The organism is Photobacterium sanctipauli (assembly GCF_003026495.1).
In the GTDB taxonomy this organism is placed as follows: domain Bacteria; phylum Pseudomonadota; class Gammaproteobacteria; order Enterobacterales; family Vibrionaceae; genus Photobacterium; species Photobacterium sanctipauli.
The window spans coordinates 166,784-183,603 of sequence record NZ_PYMA01000004.1 but is presented as its reverse complement, the minus strand read 5'-3'; the positions used below and the strand labels follow the sequence as shown (position 1 = coordinate 183,603).

Below are 16,820 nucleotides of genomic sequence, written 5' to 3'. Positions count from 1 at the left end.
GTTTTTTACTTTTATATTGTTATTCGTTTTATAGCTGGCACCGTAGCGCACCTGATAATACCCCTGCCTTTTTTGATGTCAGCCGGAGGGTCTGTCGATCAACTTTTGATTGATAAAGCGCGTCGCCTGACACCACAGAGCATGTTGAAGCGCCGCTGATTTCCAATTTAAGCGGCATGTGGCTTTTCACAGACCATGCAATCTTGCCATTGTTGTTTCGCCAGTTGAGTAGCTGGCCATTGGCACTTTTAAGTCGAATACCTGCAGGCTGCGTATCGCGAGTCGTGAAAGTGGTACGGGGCTGATTAAGAATCAGATATTTGCCGTCTGGGCCAGCATTCCAGCCTGCAATTTGGGTGCTATCAGGGTAGCCCAGTTGGTTCGGTAGGCGAATGCTGCGAATACCCGATGTGGTGACTTGCCAGCGGCCATCCAATGTTTTGGCGATGCCTGTTTCATAGAGCGTACGAGCACGCTCAGCATACTCGCTCAAGTACAGTGGGGTTGCATCTTGCTTCATGGCCCAGTCGTAAACATCCAGCAGTCCTTTTAGTGAGGCTGGGTATGCACCTGAATACATGTGGTAATAGATACTGATGGTCTTGAGCCGTCTTGGGCTACCCAATATCTCGAAGGTTTCTACAGCGCGGCTGTAGCCGTCGTGGTGCTCAGTCCAAAGGTTGGTATAAAGGTTTTCATTCAGTACCGGGGCGTAGACATGAACCGCCGTTGGATACCAAGTTATGGTTGGTGAAACCTGTGTGAAGTTGTTGTCGCCGCGGACCACATAGGTATTGCCACCGTTAACGTTCAGTATGTTAGCTTGCTCGGCAATGGCCAATATGTCTTCTTTGGGATCGGCTTTACCTGACCAAAGGATCAGTTTGACGTCTTTGCCTTTGGGGGCAAGGTTCTTGTTGATGTAGTCAACACTGCCAATAATTTCGTTATGGTAATCAACGGTATACCCAGGGATAGGCAGATGGTCTCCGTACTGCTTTTCCTTAATATTTTTACTCAAATCCCAAAAGAATGGGTGGCTAAAAGTATGGGAGGCCAGCTCGATATTCGGCAATGCAAAAATTTCTCGGGCAACAGCCTCCATTGCTGCGCTTTCTTTCGGATATAAGCCACGCTTTCCGACTTCTCCCTCAATAACGGAGACGGTTTGTGGTAATGGATAGGGTTTAAATACGTGCTTGAGCAAAACTTCCGCTGTGTATGGTTTACCAGGAAACCAGGCTTTTGATGGAAAGCCATCGCCATCAACATGGCTGGTCACGATTCTTAAACCGGATTCTGTCGTGGCATCCGCGGCTGGAATGTCGGGAAGGTCAATGAGTCGTTTAATCAGGCGGAAGGGGTCTAATAGCCAAGTTTCTGAGCTGTTTGCTAGGCTCATAACGGGGTAAGGCGATAATATCGCGCCACCCCAAGGGGCGTTGAACATTAAGGTAGTTTGCTTGCCATCAACATCTTTGGCTTCAATGAGCGAAGACACTGCAATGTCGGTTGATTGCCATTGGCTGTGGGTTTCAAGCTCACTAAATGAGGCGGGATAATACCCTTTTAGCCACTCGTTGCCTTTGGTAATGCTGATCTTGCCCGATAGCGTGCCACGCTGGGCTATGCCGAGTTTGGACAAAAGCGCCTGATCGGTTGGCAGAGCATTGATAAACAGAATCTGCTTATGGCCAATAGTGCTATCTAGCCATTGGGTTAATGCCGGTGTTTGTTGGTATGAAGACGACTCTAACCACAGGAAAATGGCGGCGTATCGAGTGAGATCGATGCGGTCAAACTGGGTTTGGCGCACATCATGGCATTCGGGAACATAGCCTTTATATTCAAACGGCATCGACATCATTCGGTGACACTGTGATGTTGTCATGCCGCCGAATTGGCTGTCATAGAACCCAAGAACCCGCTTGGTAACCGGGATCACTGTGCTCACCCCAATTTCATAAAGCATTCCATCACTGATATAAGGGGTGTAGCCTTCATCAAGCAGCCTTTGCGCTGCGCGTTGTTGTGCATCTCTGTTCGAACCGGGCAGGTAGTCGATGACAATGGCTTCAATGCCTTTTTGCTTAACGTCGTTTAGTTTGCCTGTTAGCCACTCAGTATCTGTAGCAATGACATCATGATAGCTGTTTGATAGTGGGTCGTATCGATGATACAGCGACTCAGCTACAAGCGCTTCAGGTTTGAAACCAAGTTGGTGAACCACTTCAAAGCCACGGTTGAAAATGAGCTTTGGTTTAGATTTAAGCTGATGGAATTCAGTTAAGATATGGGCAAGTGATTTTTGCTGCTGTCGCTTTGTTGTCTCGTTCTTGGCAAACAGGGTATAGCTGTCGAGGGTATCAAGGAACAGGCCATCAAAGCCTTTGCTCATTAAACTTGTCGCTTCATTGTTAAGGTAAGCCTGCCATTCTGGTGCCGATAAATCCATGACATGGCTTTGCCAGTTCACGTTGATTAACGGGGACTTGCCTTGCAACTGCCTTGGTAAAATCTCTCCGTCAAACTCACCAACACTCAGGTAGGCAAAGACCTGCGTACCTGCTTTATGAAGCGTTTCGATTTGTTTATTTGTGATTAGTGACGGGGTAACAACGACGCGCTCGAAATTCATTAACTCGCGTACCGAGTCAATATCATTGTAATAGAAGACGATGGACTCAGCGTTTTTGGCCTGGCTTATCGATGGCAATATTAATAATAAAGCTATCAAAATGCTGTAAACTTTATGCTTCATGGCGTAATCCTTTATCGCGATGATGGCGTCGTAATATTTTGTAACTTGTTATATTCCATACTAAGCATATATCCAGCTCATTGCTATATAATTGTTACTTTTTTGTCAGCGCTAAGTGGTTTTAATCATTATAAAAATATAATTGATAACTGATTTTATATTACTTGTTGATAAATAAGGCTGGTTGGAGGCTTTTTGTACTGTGGATGTGAGTGCGATAGAGTAACATTGCGTTGATCAAAGGCTATGTTGCCAGTAAATAAATAGTGACTCTTATCATGACAGCAAAAAAATCACATAAAGCGCCTAAGAAAGGGCTTCATCCTCGTAATCCTCATCGTGAGAGGTATGACTTCGACGCTTTGGTAGCCAGCTGCCCAGACTTGTCACGGTTTGTTGCTCGCAACAAGTTCGGGGATTTGTCAGTAGACTTTACTGATCCCGATGCGGTCAAAGCCCTCAACAAGGCGTTGTTGAGCCATTTTTACCGTGTTCAGTATTGGGACATCCCAGCAGGGTATTTATGCCCACCAATCCCTGGCCGTGCTGATTACCTCCATTATATTGCCGACCTTTTAGCTGACGCTAACCAAGGCACGATCCCGAAAGGCAAGCATGTACGCGGCCTAGACATTGGCACGGGGGCTAATTGTGTGTACCCAATCGTTGGCCACCGTGTTTATGGTTGGCGATTTGTGGCTGCTGATATTGATCCTTTATCGGTTAAGTCTGCCAAGTTTATTGTGTCGTCAAATAAGTCTTTGGCTGGTGGCATTCAAACCCGTTTGCAGAAAAATCCGGATCATATCTTCACGGGTATGATTAACAATGATGATCTGTTTGATTTCACCCTGTGTAACCCTCCTTTCCATTCATCTTTGGAAGAGGCGACAGCTGGCAGTGAGCGTAAAGTGAAAAATTTAAGCGCGAATGCCAAGAAAAAAGGGACTCGACAGAATGCCAACACCAAACCAGTGCTCAACTTTGGTGGGCAAAAAGCTGAGCTTTGGTGCCCAGGCGGTGAAGCAGCCTTTATTAAACGTATGATTAACCAAAGTTTAGAAAGTGCTAAACAGTGCTATTGGTTTACCACATTAGTGTCTAAGAAGGACAACCTAGCTGCGATTTATCAGCAGTTAAAGAAAGTGGGTGCGGTAGAAGTGAAAACTATCGATATGGCGCAAGGGCAAAAACTAACCCGTGTTGTTGCTTGGACATTTCTGAGCCAGGAAGAGCAGCAAGTGTGGCGAGAAGAGCGCTGGCGTTAATTGTTCGAGTACGTTCAGTCGTGCGTTTTCGTAGTATCTAAAAATGCGATGGGTACTATCTTGGCGTTGGCGTTGGCGTTGGCGTTGGCGTTGGCGTTGGCGTTGGTGTTTTGTGCTGGATAATAGTGACGTATTAAGCTGATTTAAAAGTCGTTATTTTGATAAAACCTATGAAGACAATATCTATTCTTCCTGCCTGTCGTGAAGACGCCGACACTGTTGGGCGATTTGTATACCAAATGGAAAAGGAGCTGTGGCCTGATGATAGTGATCATTTGGTCCAGCATGCGTTTATTGAGTCTGCTCGTTGCTTGTTGGCATCGTCAGGATTTTGGGCGTTTAAAGCACAAGATGCTGGAAACACGGTAGGCATTATTACGCTGTGTGAGAAAAAAGCCATCTCAGCCGCAGTGGTCGAAGACATTGGCGTTTTATCAGCGTCAAGGGTTCAGAGAAATTGGCCCTCGGCTAGAGCTAGCTGTGGACTAAAAATAATTCAATCAAAAAAGCCTGAGTGATTGTGAAGCACTCAGGCTTTTTTGATCTGCTTTTCATAAACATCAACAATGCTTAAAGCACCCACTTGGTGCTACATGTTGGGGTATTTGGGCCCACCACCGCCCTCAGGGGCTACCCAAGTGATATTCTGTGATGGATCTTTAATGTCGCAAGTTTTGCAGTGAACACAGTTGGCTGCATTGATTTGGAATTTTTGTTCATTGTCGATTTCAACCACTTCATAAACGCCTGCTGGGCAATAGAGTTGGCTTGGCTCGCCATATTCTGCAAGGTGCACCTTGATTGGAATGCAAGGATCGTTCAATTTCAGGTGGCAGGGTTGGTTTTCTTCGTGCTGGGCCCCTGACAAATATACCGACGAGGTTTTATCAAAACTGAGTATGCCGTCGGGTTTTGGATAGTGTCGTGGTTTTGATTGGCTTAAAGGTTTTAGACATTCATGATCTGGTTTTTGATCTTTTACTGTCCAAGGGATATCGGGTTTAAGACCGACTTTATTTAGCCATGTGTTTTTCAACCAACTTTGCTTGCACCATTGCTGTTCAAACGTGGCGAGTGCGCCACCGCAAACCTGACCAAATTTATGGATTTCTGCACCAAAGTTTCGGGCATCATGGAGCTCTTGGTATAACCATGAATCCACAAACAGGCAATCATAGCCCGGGGTGGTATGAGTCAGCCCTTGAGCGATCTCGGAGAATACCGCTTCAGCCGCGATCATGCCTGATTTCATTGCGGTATGGCTGCCTTTAATTTTGGCCATGTTTAATGTGCCAGCATCGCAGCCGACCAATACGCCTCCTGGAAATTGCTGCCTTGGTAATGATGAAATTCCCCCCTTGGCAATAGCTCTGGCACCATAGGCAATTCTATTTCCGCCAATAAGGTACTTGCTATATAGCGGGTGGTGTTTCATTTGTTGAAATTCGTCAAATGGACTTAGGTGTGGGTTTTGGTAGTTCAGGTCGACAATCAAACCAACGGCAACTTGGTTGTTTTCTAGGTGGTAAAGAAAGCTGCCACCATGGGTATTGGTTTGACTTAATGGCCACCCAACACCATGGATAACAAGGCCGGGTTGATGCTGCTCTGGCGGTATTTCCCACAGTTCTTTTAAACCAAGGGCATAGTGCTGGGGTTGTTTGCCATGGTCTAGGTGGAAGGTTTCAATGATTTCTTTGCCAAGGTGGCCCCGTGCGCCTTCGGCAAAAACGGTGTATTTCGCGTGTAGTTCGATTCCGGGTTCAAAGTTGGCCTTCGGTTCCCCCGATTTATCGCGGCCCATATCATTGGTTGCGACACCTGCAACAAACCCCTGTGAGGTATAGAGGATCTCGGCGGCGGCAAAGCCAGCATAGATCTCCACACCGAGTTGTTCTGCCTGTTGAGCTAGCCAGCGACAGAGGTTGCCAAGGCTAATCGCGAAGTGCCCAACATTTTGCATGCTATCTGGTGTGAAGGTATCGGTGAGGTTCAAATAGTTATATTGATTGGTGAGATAACAAAACTTATCTTCTGATACTGCTGTATGAAGTGGCGCGCCCATTCTTTCCCAGTCGGGAAAGAGTTCATCCAGCGCTTTGTGTTCAAAGATGGCACCAGAAAGAATATGAGCACCCACCTCCGCACCTTTTTCAACCACACAAACGGAAAGGGGCTGTTCCGCGTCATTGGCAAGTTGCATCAACCTACAGGCGGTCGACAGGCCAGCTGGCCCGGCACCGACAATCACCACATCATAACTCATGCTTTCTCTTGCTGGCTCTGAATGCATAGGCATGCCTCTTTTTGTTTCACAACAGCACTAGATTGGCTTCTAGGTTGGTTTAAATATAGTCCAGTTGACGTAAACGTAAACTCAGCTAGGCTGAAATGTATATACCCAATTCGCTTGGGTGTGAGTAGCTAACTTATGACATGTGCTGATATTTTTGTTGCTTTATCGCCGTGGTAAGTCACTTAACCCTCATCCTTTGGCAAGCCCCAGACTTATCAATCGGCGTAGAGCCACTGTTTAAATGTGTTGTGTATGTATACCTGTGTCAGCCTGTCTTTTTAAAAAGGAAGTGCCTTGTGAAGATACTGGTTGCGATTAAACGCGTTATCGATCCTTACGTTAAGGTGAGGGTTAAATCAGATGGTTCAGGTGTTGAAAAAAGTAATGTGAAAATGGCCATGAACCCGTTTTGTGAGATTGCCGTTGAAGAGGCAGTACGACTCAAAGAAGCGGGTCATGCCGAAGAAGTGGTGGTTGTTTCTGCAGGCGATAGCAGTTGCCAAGAACAACTTAGAACAGCATTAGCTTTAGGGGCAGACAGAGCCATTCATATTGACGCTGAAGATGAGCTAGAGCCGCTATCTGTCGCCAAGTTGCTTCGTGCGTTGGTAGAGAAAGAGCAGCCGCAACTCGTTATTCTTGGTAAGCAGTCTATCGATACTGATAACAATCAAGTGCCGCAAATGCTCTCTGCGCTAATGGGGTGCGGAATGGCAACCTATGCTTCATCCGTTGACATTCAAGATGAGAATGTCACGGTCATAAGAGAAGTCGATGCTGGGCTTGAAACACTGTCTATTCGCTTGCCTGCGGTCATCAGTACCGATCTTCGCTTGAATGAGCCTCGCTATGCATCATTACCCAATATTATGAAAGCGAAGAAGAAACCGTTGGATGTGATGACGGTTTCTGATTTGGGCGTTGCAATTCAACCTCACCAACAGGTACTTGAGGTGATGTCACCTCCTGAGCGTCAGGCCGGTATCAGGGTGGAGTCGGTCAGTGAGTTGGTGGATAAATTGAAAAATCAGGCGAGGGTGATCGAATGAAAGCATTAATTATTGCATCACATGATCATCAAGCGCTTGCCACAGAAACACTAAAAGTAGTGTCAGCTGCGAAAGCGTTAGCGATGCCCATCGATGTTTTGATTGCCGGCCAAGATTGCTCGCAAGTTGCTGAGTCTGCATCAAAGATGGAAAGTATTTCGACGGTGCTTGTTGCCGATAACCCTTGTTACCAGCACCAATTAGCTGAAAATCTTTCTAGTTTGATTGCTGAGCTTTCAAGCGACTATACCCATATTCTGGCGCCTGCGACGACATTCGGGAAAAACCTGTTGCCCCGTGTAGCGGCACTGCTTGATGTTGGAATGCTATCTGATGTAGTGGCAATAGAGAGTGAAGACACCGTTGTTCGCCCTGTCTATGCAGGCAACGCTTTGGCAAGGGTTCAGTCTCTTGATGCTATTAAGTTAATTACAGTGAGGGCGTCAGCGTTTCCTGTAGCAGATAAGGTCGATACTGCTTCACCATTAGTGGCTGTTGAACAAGTGATTGAGAATGCCTTTTCTCAATATGTTAGGCTAGAGCAAATCAAAAGCGAGCGGCCAGAGCTTACCGCTGCCCGTGTTGTCGTCTCTGGCGGGCGAGGGTTAGCCAATAAAGAAAGTTTTGCGCTGGTTGAGCAATTAGCCGACAAACTTGATGGTGCTATTGGTGCATCCAGAGCGGCGGTTGATGCGGGTTTTGTCCCAAATGATATGCAGGTTGGGCAAACCGGTAAGATTGTTGCCCCTGAGCTTTATATTGCGGTTGGTATTTCAGGGGCGATCCAACATTTGGCCGGAATGAAGGATTCTAAAGTCATTGTTGCGATAAATAGCGACCCTGATGCGCCGATATTCCAAATCGCTGATTATGGCTTGGTTGGGGATCTGTTTGACATCCTTCCAGAGTTTATTGAAGCCCTAGACTAAGCGTTATCTACTCAAAAGAGACCCTATTCTTTTATCTGCCAGCCGAGCTCTTTGGCCATGTCAAAGAGCTGGCTTTGCTCCTCTAATTGCGTTTCCATCATCCATGTTACAAAGTTAGTGACGGCGTCACTTTTTGTCGGTGCCTGATAATAATATTCCCACGGGCTGGTAGAAATGATCATCGCAGACTTGGGGAGTTTCAAATATCCTTGCTTGAGTTCATGTACCACTAGCATTAAATCGGTGATGGTGACGCCTTGTCCGGCCATACAAGAAGTTAACGCCATATCGAGGGTGTTAAAAATGATCTCTGATTGAGCGCCTGAATTGGCTTCAACACGCTCAGGCTTTAAACCATATTGTTTAAACCAAACATGCCAGTCTGCTTTGTCTGCTGTTGGATGCAAACGAGGGTAGGTCAGCATTTCATCCACGGTGAGTGTGTGATCTTTTCCTTCTGTTAGGTGTTCTGAATAAACCGGCGCAAGGTACTCTTTTCGAATAAAGTGATCTTTATTGCGTCTATAAGGGTCAACCAGCACATTATAGATAGCGACATCAAAGTCATCGTCTTCTAATTTCACTTCTTCACTGTTCAAACTCATGCTTGAGGAAAGCACAATATCCAGCTCAGGATGACGTGCCTTAAAGGAATGCAAGCGTGGGATCAGCCAGCGTACAGCAAAGCTCATGGCAACTCTGACTTTAAGGGTGCTGCTTTCTTTGGACTTTAGCTGCTGCACGGTATGGTTTAGCTCACTGTACTGGCGGGTGAGCAGTTGTGCGATTTCTTTTCCTTGTGGTGTGAGTTCTAAGGCGCGGTGTAGGCGATTAAACAATGGAAATTCAAAATGTTCTTCAAGCTGTCTGATCTGACGGCTGACAGCACTTTGGGTGACATTGAGCTCTTCAGCCGCCAAGGTAAAGCTTAAATGACGAGCTGCTGACTCAAATACTTTCATTCCATTAAATGATGGTGGAAGTAGTGCATGCCTTTTTCTCATGAGATCACCTGCTGAGTTGTACGGTTTTTCGTTTTTGCATGAGTTTTATGAATGCCAAGGTACTATAAATGTCGTTTGAATCACACTCATAATCACCATAAATTAGCCTTATCTCAGTCTTGCTGTATTTAGTTGTGCATTTGTGTGGCGTTATCGCCTGATTTATAGGAATAAAAATGAAGAAGTTGATCAACTTGGCGGTGCCATTGATTATTTCGCAGTTGGTTGCCCAATTGCTGGTCTTTACCGATGTTTGGATGATGGCGCAGCTAAGTATTATGTCGATTGCGGGAGGCGGCTTAGGTGCTGCTGTTTATTCGATTGTCTTCATGGTGGCAAGTAGCACCGTGGGTTGCGTCGCGAACTTAATTGCTATCGCCTATGGTAAGAAGCTACAAAATCCCGAGAAAGGCGACATTGAAGTTCGCACATCGCTGAAAGGAGGTATTCTACTTGCGCTCATTCTCACCATTGCCTTGCAGCCACTGTTCTTCTTGATGCACGATATGCTGATGATGGCTAACCAAGACCCAGAAGCGGTTGTATTGGCTATGCACTATATGGATGCCTTGAAATGGTCTATGCTACCCACCTTGATGCTACTCGTCCTGCGTAGTTTGGTGAGTGCATTTGGCGATACACGTTCTGTGATGGTGATGTCTATTGTGACTGTTGTGCTGAACGTGCCGTTGAGCTACCTGTTCGCCTTCAAGTGGGAGATGGGGCTTGCCGGTTTGGGCTACGGGACGTCACTGGCAGCATTTATTGTGATGCTGGGCTACGGATACTGGGTATTCACTCGTGATAAGTACCGTATTTACAACCCATTTGAAAAATTCCATGAATACAAGCTGGGTACGATGATCCCATTGCTAGCCATTGGTGTACCAATCATGATTGCCACCATGATGGAGCATGCCTTGTTCTCTAGCGCGGTGTTATTGGCGGGCACGCTTGGTGCGGTTTCATTGGCTATTCACCAAATCGCGATGCAGTGCTTAAACTTGTCGTGGAATATCGCTTTTGGTTTCTCACAAGCCGCTTCTATTCTAGTTAGCCAGCATTTTGGTCGTCTAGAGGTCGGTTTGGTAAAGCGTTACGCCAAACTGGGTATTTTCGCGGTAACAGCGACTAGCGCGGTGATTGGTATCTTATTAAGCCTATGGCCAGAATTTTTGACGCAAGTTTTCAGCGTGGAAGGTGACGAGCTGGCTGAAGAGTTGGTCGCGGCACTGCCAAGCGTCATGATTATGGTCGCGATGTGTTTTGTGGTCGATGCATGGCAATTGGCGGCAATCAGTATTCTACGTGGTATGAAAGTTGTCGTAGCACCAACTATCTCTACTGCGATTGGTTATTGGCTAGTTGGTTTGCCATCAGCTTGGTTGCTAATGAAGTTGATGGGGTTGGAAGGTGTCTGGGCTGGATTAGGTATTGGCTTAGCCGTAACGGGTATTATGCTGGTGATTATATTAATGCGTCACCTAAAGAAACTTGAGAATATTGAACAGGAAAATATCAGCGTCGATACTGTTCCTGCAACTTAATCATTTTAAACGGTCATAAAAATGAAAAGCCGCTAATTAAAATAATTAGCGGCTTTTTATTTGTCAGGTGAATCTAATTGATTCAAAAATAACTGTTGAAGTTATTTGTTATACGAACTTAGAAGTCGTATTTAACACCTAGCTTGTAGAACATCTTGTCTTGGTCAACGTCAGATGTGTTGTCGTAGTTATTTTTCTCTTCAGTCTGCGTGTACACTTCGTAGACTAGGGTTAGGTCGTTAGCGAAGTTGTAGCCGCCTTTCACACCGAAACGGTTACGCGCTTGGTCTTTCTCTTCGCCAGCACCGTTTTCGAAGCTACGGTGTAGGTTAATACGTGCAAACGGTGATACGCTGAAGTTGTCGAAGTTGTATGTGTAAACTAGACGTAGCTGCCACTCATTCATAAGCGCTTGCTCATCAGCCATTGTTACGTCGTTAGTTTTCACATACTCGTTGTAGAAAGAAGTAACAAACTTAGATTTGTCGTTGATAGCTGTGTGTAGCTGGAAGTCTAGCTCGTGCTTGTAATCTGAGTAATCGAAACGCTCGCCGTCTTCTGCATTTGCAATATCAGCACCACGTGGGGTAGTTGTTTGCGAATGTGGGGCAAAGAAACCGTTTAGAGCAACTTTAAACGTGTCGTTTAGCTGGTAGCTCATGTTAGGGTAGATACGGTACTCAGTATCGGTTGTGTTTTTACCCGCATATTCGTTGTGACGTAGCCAGAAGCCCGGTGCGAAAGTGAATTTTTCGCCAGCGTAAGCAACGTAGTCGATACCGTATTCTTGACGAGCTCGGCCGTTTGCCGCAACTTCGTCTTCAAACATTTGACGGTCGCTGAACTTGAAAGAAATCGTTAGCGGCACACCTTCAAATGGCTGAGCCGTTGCCTTTAGGTACGGAAGCATAAAGTCGCTGGTCTTATATTCGCTGTTGAGTTCTTCAACTTCAGAACCGATTTCAATAGTACCCGCTGTAGCAGTTGTTGATAGGCCTGCAATAATAGAGGCAGCTAAAAGTTTTTTAATTTCCACTTTAATACTCCGAAAAGGAACTTTTTTATTTTGAATATGTCTGTAAAGGACGGGTGCAAGGTTAGGGGGTATTAATATGTTGGTCAACTTGAGGTAAATAAGCTAAAACTAACTAGGATTCATTATTGGTATATTTCGAGGTTAACTTATTTCTCTTGCAAAATGTATTTGTTGCGTGAATCTTACTTTTGTTTTTTTTGTGTGGTTCTTATTTCTTGTGATTAATTTTATTAACAATTCACCATTACTTAAAAACATGCATTATGCTTGTTTATGTTTGGGGTTTGCATGTGCTTCATGGTTTATGCATGTAGGTGACGGCTTTTATTCTTGTTGTTTTTAATGAGAGAGTAAATGGAATGACGGTTTAGTTTTTTATGCGTTTTGCGTCGGACTTTTATGCATATTTATTGACTTTGGAGCCGCGAATAAATACCTGTGCTTGTGAAGCCTCTCACAAAAATAGTTAGCTTATTTTTGCTTATGTGCAGATTGGCGGGGAACTTATTGGAAATTGGTTGGTGCAAACGTTTACTTAAGTGCCGGAACGAGGATTTCCGGCACCTGGTTTATGCAGTTAGCGTAGGCGAAACACGTCGGTTTGCTTATCGCTTTGTACTTCGGCAAAACTGCGAACAAATGGGCCTTGTTGGCGAACTGCCGTTGGTAGTTTGTCGATGACTGCGCGAGCTTCTTCTTTCGTCGCAAAATCACCGTAGATTACGGCATACCAGCGATAGCCTTGGCTTTTCTTCCAGTTAACCCAAATTGGTTGCTGGCCTTTAATGTGGTGAATGTAGTTTTTAACATCAAGTTGGCGCTCTTCGGTAAGGGCAAGCACCTGAATGGTGTAATGGTTAGGGTTTAAGTGACCATAGGCTTGCTCAGTTGTCATGGTTCCTATGCATTGGTCCTGACTATGTGTGTTGTCTGTGGTCGAACAGCCGGCCAGAAATAGTGCGGCTGCAAAAGCTAATATCTTTCGCATTGAATATCTTCCAAAGTCCCTGATAAAAATGGTCTAACGCTCAAAAGGTATAAGCGGCAATTTTATCAATATGACTAAATGATTGATGCAGCTAAATGCCTATTAAAATATTGTTTGCTGAATATTGCAGCGGTTTCTGTTTGAATTTTAATCAAATTAATAAATTGATATATCCAGACATGAAATGACTATCATTTGGTTCAGGGTTGTATTGTGGTTCTCATCCCGAATGGAAAGTAAAAGTATTATGGATAAAATAATCCATAATGATTGGAAGCTGATGCTCTTTTTCTCTGCCACCTAACCTTGCAAAATGGTGGTATTAGTCGTTGGAAACTTAGAAAGCCAAAGGCCAGATTGTGCTTGAAGGCTTCAAAACAGCAAATGATTTTTAATTGAAAGGAAAGAGAAATGACCGCTTATCTTATTGTGACTTATGATATTGCTGATGCTGAACACTATGCTCAGTACAACCCAGGCCTTAACCATGTGACAGCACAGACGATTGCCAAACATGGTGGTGAGCTGATTGTTGCGACAAACGGTGGTATTCAGCTCAATGGTCACGGGGTGGAAATGAAAGTGGTCATTGAATTTCCAAATAGGGACGCCGCGTTAGCATGGCATGACGATCCTGAGTATGCCGAAGCGAAGGCGATACGCATGGCGTCAACAAAGAACGTGAATACCATGATTGTTGATAAGTTTGTTTTGCCTAACGCAAGCTAAGTTGCTCTCTCGCCTTAAACTTTCTTGAGTATTAAAGCCTGCCTTATGCGGGCTTTCTTCATATCTCCCAAAACCATGAAGCAAACTGCTTTATTTTTCAATCGATTGCTTGTTGATTACGCAATTACACCTAAATCCACGAAATCGATAGTGACTATTCTGCCGATTTTTGATTAAACTGTATATATATACAGTATTAGTGGTGTCAGGTGCTGAGTAATGAATGCAGTCCCTATATTTATTGAGTCTGTGAAGTGCGGCTTTCCTTCTCCGGCTGATGGTCATCAAGAAGATCTTGATTTAGACAGTTACTTGATCCGCAACCCCAATGCGACGTTTCTATTGCGGGCGTCCGGTGAGTCGATGATCGGGGCAGGGATCTACGATGGTGATTTACTTGTCGTTGATAGGGCCGAGCCAGCGGTGCCGGGACGCATTGTGATTGTCAGAATTTATGATGAATTTACCTGCAAGCGCTTGGTTCGTCATGATGAAGCATGGTGGTTAGTGGCGGAAAACCCAGGGTTTAAACCTTTCCCTATGCCGGAAGATGCTGAAATATTCGGGGTTGTCACCCGCAATATTCATAATTTACTGGGGTGAGCAATGGCAGCATTGTCAGGGTATCGAGATCAGGTATGGGCATTGGTTGATGCAAAGAGCTTTTATTGTTCTTGTGAGCAGCTATTTGACCCCAAGTTGGTGCACAAACCCGTTGTTGTGCTCAGCAATAATGATGGATGTTGTGTTGCGTTGTCTTCTCAAGCTAAAGCATTGGGGATCCTGCGTGGTGCGCCGTGGTTTAAGATAGAGCGTGAAGCCAGAAAGCTCGGTGTTGAAGTTAGAAGTTCTAATTACACGCTGTATGCCGATATGAGCCGACGTTTTATCGAAGAGCTCCATTCCTTTTCTCCTCATGTAGAGCAGTACTCCATAGATGAGGCCTTTGTTCGCTTAGATGGCTTTAAATTGGATGGGCTGACTCAATATGGTCATAAAATTCGCGATACTATTTGGCGTAATTTGGGTTTGCCTGTACGGGTGGGTATTGGCGCGACTCCAACATTGGCTAAATTAGGTAATCAGGCCGCTAAGCAGTATGAGTCAAAAGTGAATGGTGTGATTCAAATTGATTCTGAGCACCGCCGAAAATGGTTGTTGGAGCGAACAGATATTCAAGATATTTGGGGGATTGGTGCACGTACCGCAACACGTTTACGTACCTCTGGCGTGAAGAGCGCGCTACAGCTGGCTGAAAAAGACTCGGCAGATATGCGCCGTTTGTGGAATGTTGGTCTTGCCCGTACGGTATTGGAGTTACAAGGGGTAGCTTGTATTGCCCCTGGTGATATTGATGAAAAGCGAAAGCAGATCTTATCTAGCCGAAGTTTTGGTGTGGGGATCAGCAGCTTGGATGATTTGAAATCGGCGTTGGCTTTTCATTGTCAGCGGGCTGGAGAGAAACTGCGCAAGCAGCATAGCCAAGCCAACGTGGTAGGGGTGTTCTTGCGAACTAATCGCTATAAAGACTTGCCGCAGCATAATAAGAGCAGTGCCCGGGCATTAATGTGCCCAAGCCAGGATAGCTATAAGTTTCTCGCTTCTGCCTTAGAGCAGTTGGAGCAAATCTATCGACCAGGTTACGAATATCAGAAAATTGGCGTGATACTGGATGAATTGACGGATGCTAAGAACGATCAATTACAGTTCGATATGTTTGATACAAGTGCATTGGCCGAAATGAAGCGCCGAGAGCTTATGGCGATCACTGATCAGATGAATGCCCGTTTTAAGAATGGGATTAAGCCGGCTTCTGTCATTGGTTCCACTAATTGGCATATGCGACAGGCATTCCGCTCTAACCGTTGGACAACCCGACTGGATGAATTACCAGTAGCAAAGTGTTAAGGCATGGTAAGAAAACTCTCCAATTCAAATTTTCTAAATTGGAGAGTTATATTACTACTTCTCTGTTAATTTCATATCGACAATAACTGGAAGGTGGTCTGATATTTTATACCATGGAATATTTACTGGAGTATCTGTTGCTTTAGGTACAGTTGCTGATTGAATATCCCACTCTTGAGCAGTACTTGTTAAAATATAATCAATTTTACGGTCAGGATTCCAAGCAGGAGCTGTGTATTGCAATTGTTTGTCAGTTTCTTTAAACCACTGTTGTAATTCAAAGTATTCATGAGATTGTGGAGGTAGGTTCATATCCCCAAATAGCACAGGAATGGCAGACTTAAATTTCCAGTAAGAAAAGTTATCATTTAAAAATCTAACTTGTGATAGTCGAAGATCAGTATCAGAATGATCTAAGTGAGCTGTTACAGCCATAATTGGTGCAGGGTAGTTAGGTACGTCTACTTCAATAGCACATGCAGATCGTTGCTCTTTGTTATCTTGGTTTGGCAGGTCAAGTTGCTTAACCATTGTAACTGGGTGCTTAGATAGGATTGCATGCCCGTATGCTCCACCATCAAAGTCGATTGTTTTACAGTATGCGTAGTGCATACCAAGCTCTGTTGCTATGTATTCAGCTTGGTTAATAGCGTCACTTCCAGTTGAACTAAAGTTCTTGCCGGAGCGAACAGTCATATTATCAACTTCTTGCAAGGCAATGATATCAGCGTCAATAGCTTTTACTGCATCTTTAATTGCTGAGGTATCACCCATACGTGAAGCCATGATGTTGTATGAGGCAACTCGAATAGTATCCGTTTCCACTGGGCCGTCGATCAGGACATCTGAGTTAGCTAGTGCTGGATGACAAAAAATAAGCGAAGTGAATAGAGCAAGTTTTGATTTAATCATTGCAACTTTATTTCCAGTAGAAAAGAAGCTCGTATGTTAGGCTCGTAATTATCATAAGTCTGAGAGATTGATCACGTAGTTATAATCGTTAATTGTTTCAAGGGCTCATTTAATCGCTTATTTTTCATTTCAAGTGTGTTGATTCATAACTGACCATTCTACTTTATTTTTTTGATATTTGAGATTAAAAGTAACTGAATGAAATATAAGTTCAATCATGTATGTTATTTTTCTCTCTGTTTTTATAGCTTTTATTATTGTTAATAATCAGAGGAAAGTGGTTAATCTCATATGTGACTGAAATGAATTCTGGGAAAATATAAGTTAGTTATATTAAATTGCGTTTATGATTCTGCATATAACTTATTCCTCTATGACAGAGGGAAAGCGAAT

At 44.5% G+C, this 16,820-nt stretch carries 15 protein-coding genes; 9 read left to right on the top strand and 6 right to left on the bottom strand.

What is annotated here, in order from left to right:
* Positions 1-28 precede the first annotated feature (28 nt).
* Entirely contained in the window at positions 29-2,761 is a 2,733-nt protein-coding gene (locus C9I98_RS09395) for an endo alpha-1,4 polygalactosaminidase (RefSeq protein WP_036821195.1), read from the bottom strand.
* Between the two features lie 278 nt (positions 2,762-3,039).
* Here C9I98_RS09395 and rlmF point away from each other — a divergent pair, with 278 nt between their 5' ends.
* Genes rlmF through C9I98_RS26520 form a run of 3 tightly spaced genes read left to right on the top strand, consistent with a single transcriptional unit; the run spans position 3,040 to position 4,547 of the window.
* Positions 3,040-4,029, top strand: a complete 990-nt coding sequence (gene rlmF, locus C9I98_RS09390) for a 23S rRNA (adenine(1618)-N(6))-methyltransferase RlmF (RefSeq protein WP_036828180.1) — start codon at positions 3,040-3,042, stop codon at positions 4,027-4,029.
* The gene (locus C9I98_RS27020) at positions 4,030-4,152 is read left to right on the top strand and encodes a hypothetical protein (RefSeq protein ID WP_281260941.1); all 123 of its coding nucleotides are present in this window, start codon (positions 4,030-4,032) and stop codon (positions 4,150-4,152) included.
* A gap of 47 nt (positions 4,153-4,199) precedes the next feature.
* Complete coding sequence (locus tag C9I98_RS26520; RefSeq protein WP_036818852.1) at positions 4,200-4,547, top strand: hypothetical protein; 348 nt, start codon at positions 4,200-4,202, stop codon at positions 4,545-4,547.
* Positions 4,548-4,618: 71 nt separating this feature from the next.
* On the opposite strand, the gene C9I98_RS09380 is transcribed toward C9I98_RS26520, so the two are convergent.
* Positions 4,619-6,295 (bottom strand): electron transfer flavoprotein-ubiquinone oxidoreductase, encoded by a 1,677-nt coding sequence (locus C9I98_RS09380; protein WP_036818854.1) that lies wholly within the window; start codon positions 6,293-6,295, stop codon positions 4,619-4,621.
* 326 nt (positions 6,296-6,621) lie between these two features.
* Here C9I98_RS09380 and C9I98_RS09375 point away from each other — a divergent pair, with 326 nt between their 5' ends.
* On the top strand, positions 6,622-7,374 hold the full coding sequence (locus C9I98_RS09375; protein ID WP_036818851.1) for an electron transfer flavoprotein subunit beta/FixA family protein: 753 nt from the start codon (positions 6,622-6,624) through the stop codon (positions 7,372-7,374).
* Positions 7,371-8,303: an electron transfer flavoprotein subunit alpha/FixB family protein gene (locus tag C9I98_RS09370; protein ID WP_036818848.1), complete on the top strand. Its 933-nt coding sequence runs from the start codon at positions 7,371-7,373 to the stop codon at positions 8,301-8,303. Before C9I98_RS09375 ends, C9I98_RS09370 begins: the two co-directional genes overlap by 4 nt.
* Before the next feature lie 23 nt (positions 8,304-8,326).
* Here C9I98_RS09370 and C9I98_RS09365 read toward each other — a convergent pair whose 3' ends face one another.
* Entirely contained in the window at positions 8,327-9,307 is a 981-nt protein-coding gene (locus C9I98_RS09365; RefSeq protein WP_107271890.1) for a LysR family transcriptional regulator, read from the bottom strand.
* Between the two features lie 176 nt (positions 9,308-9,483).
* Here C9I98_RS09365 and C9I98_RS09360 point away from each other — a divergent pair, with 176 nt between their 5' ends.
* Positions 9,484-10,854, top strand: a complete 1,371-nt coding sequence (locus C9I98_RS09360; protein WP_036827789.1) for an MATE family efflux transporter — start codon at positions 9,484-9,486, stop codon at positions 10,852-10,854.
* A gap of 118 nt (positions 10,855-10,972) precedes the next feature.
* On the opposite strand, the gene C9I98_RS09355 is transcribed toward C9I98_RS09360, so the two are convergent.
* Both C9I98_RS09355 and C9I98_RS09350 read right to left on the bottom strand, forming a co-directional pair.
* Complete coding sequence (locus C9I98_RS09355) at positions 10,973-11,890, bottom strand: hypothetical protein (RefSeq protein ID WP_036827790.1); 918 nt, start codon at positions 11,888-11,890, stop codon at positions 10,973-10,975.
* Positions 11,891-12,467: 577 nt separating this feature from the next.
* Positions 12,468-12,878, bottom strand: coding sequence for an SPOR domain-containing protein (locus C9I98_RS09350; RefSeq protein WP_036827793.1), 411 nt, complete (start codon positions 12,876-12,878; stop codon positions 12,468-12,470).
* A 411-nt stretch (positions 12,879-13,289) separates the two neighbouring features.
* Here C9I98_RS09350 and C9I98_RS09345 point away from each other — a divergent pair, with 411 nt between their 5' ends.
* The 3 genes from C9I98_RS09345 to C9I98_RS09335 all read left to right on the top strand — a co-directional run bounded on the left by C9I98_RS09345 (position 13,290) and on the right by C9I98_RS09335 (position 15,515).
* Positions 13,290-13,607, top strand: a complete 318-nt coding sequence (locus C9I98_RS09345; protein WP_036827499.1) for a DUF1330 domain-containing protein — start codon at positions 13,290-13,292, stop codon at positions 13,605-13,607.
* Positions 13,608-13,826: 219 nt separating this feature from the next.
* Positions 13,827-14,210 carry a LexA family protein gene (locus tag C9I98_RS09340; RefSeq protein WP_036827502.1) on the top strand — a complete coding sequence of 128 codons (384 nt, stop codon included), beginning with the start codon at positions 13,827-13,829 and terminating at the stop codon, positions 14,208-14,210.
* A gap of 3 nt (positions 14,211-14,213) precedes the next feature.
* On the top strand, positions 14,214-15,515 hold the full coding sequence (locus C9I98_RS09335; protein WP_036827505.1) for a Y-family DNA polymerase: 1,302 nt from the start codon (positions 14,214-14,216) through the stop codon (positions 15,513-15,515).
* Positions 15,516-15,569: 54 nt separating this feature from the next.
* On the opposite strand, the gene C9I98_RS09330 is transcribed toward C9I98_RS09335, so the two are convergent.
* Entirely contained in the window at positions 15,570-16,427 is an 858-nt protein-coding gene (locus tag C9I98_RS09330) for an endonuclease/exonuclease/phosphatase family protein (protein WP_051902476.1), read from the bottom strand.
* Between the last annotated feature and the right edge of the window lie 393 nt (positions 16,428-16,820).

Bases quoted from the DNA above. Each gene is read 5' to 3' on its own strand.
- C9I98_RS09365 (WP_107271890.1), bottom strand. From the start codon at position 9,307: ATGAGAAAAAGGCATGCACTACTTCCACCATCATTTAATGGAATGAAA.
- C9I98_RS09350 (WP_036827793.1), bottom strand. From the start codon at position 12,878: ATGCGAAAGATATTAGCTTTTGCAGCCGCACTATTTCTGGCCGGCTGT.
- rlmF (WP_036828180.1), top strand. From the start codon at position 3,040: ATGACAGCAAAAAAATCACATAAAGCGCCTAAGAAAGGGCTTCATCCT.
- C9I98_RS09360 (WP_036827789.1), top strand. From the start codon at position 9,484: ATGAAGAAGTTGATCAACTTGGCGGTGCCATTGATTATTTCGCAGTTG.
- C9I98_RS09340 (WP_036827502.1), top strand. From the start codon at position 13,827: ATGAATGCAGTCCCTATATTTATTGAGTCTGTGAAGTGCGGCTTTCCT.
- C9I98_RS26520 (WP_036818852.1), top strand. From the start codon at position 4,200: ATGAAGACAATATCTATTCTTCCTGCCTGTCGTGAAGACGCCGACACT.
- C9I98_RS09345 (WP_036827499.1), top strand. From the start codon at position 13,290: ATGACCGCTTATCTTATTGTGACTTATGATATTGCTGATGCTGAACAC.
- C9I98_RS09380 (WP_036818854.1), bottom strand. From the start codon at position 6,295: ATGAGTTATGATGTGGTGATTGTCGGTGCCGGGCCAGCTGGCCTGTCG.
- C9I98_RS09370 (WP_036818848.1), top strand. From the start codon at position 7,371: ATGAAAGCATTAATTATTGCATCACATGATCATCAAGCGCTTGCCACA.
- C9I98_RS09335 (WP_036827505.1), top strand. From the start codon at position 14,214: ATGGCAGCATTGTCAGGGTATCGAGATCAGGTATGGGCATTGGTTGAT.
- C9I98_RS09330 (WP_051902476.1), bottom strand. From the start codon at position 16,427: ATGATTAAATCAAAACTTGCTCTATTCACTTCGCTTATTTTTTGTCAT.
- C9I98_RS09395 (WP_036821195.1), bottom strand. From the start codon at position 2,761: ATGAAGCATAAAGTTTACAGCATTTTGATAGCTTTATTATTAATATTG.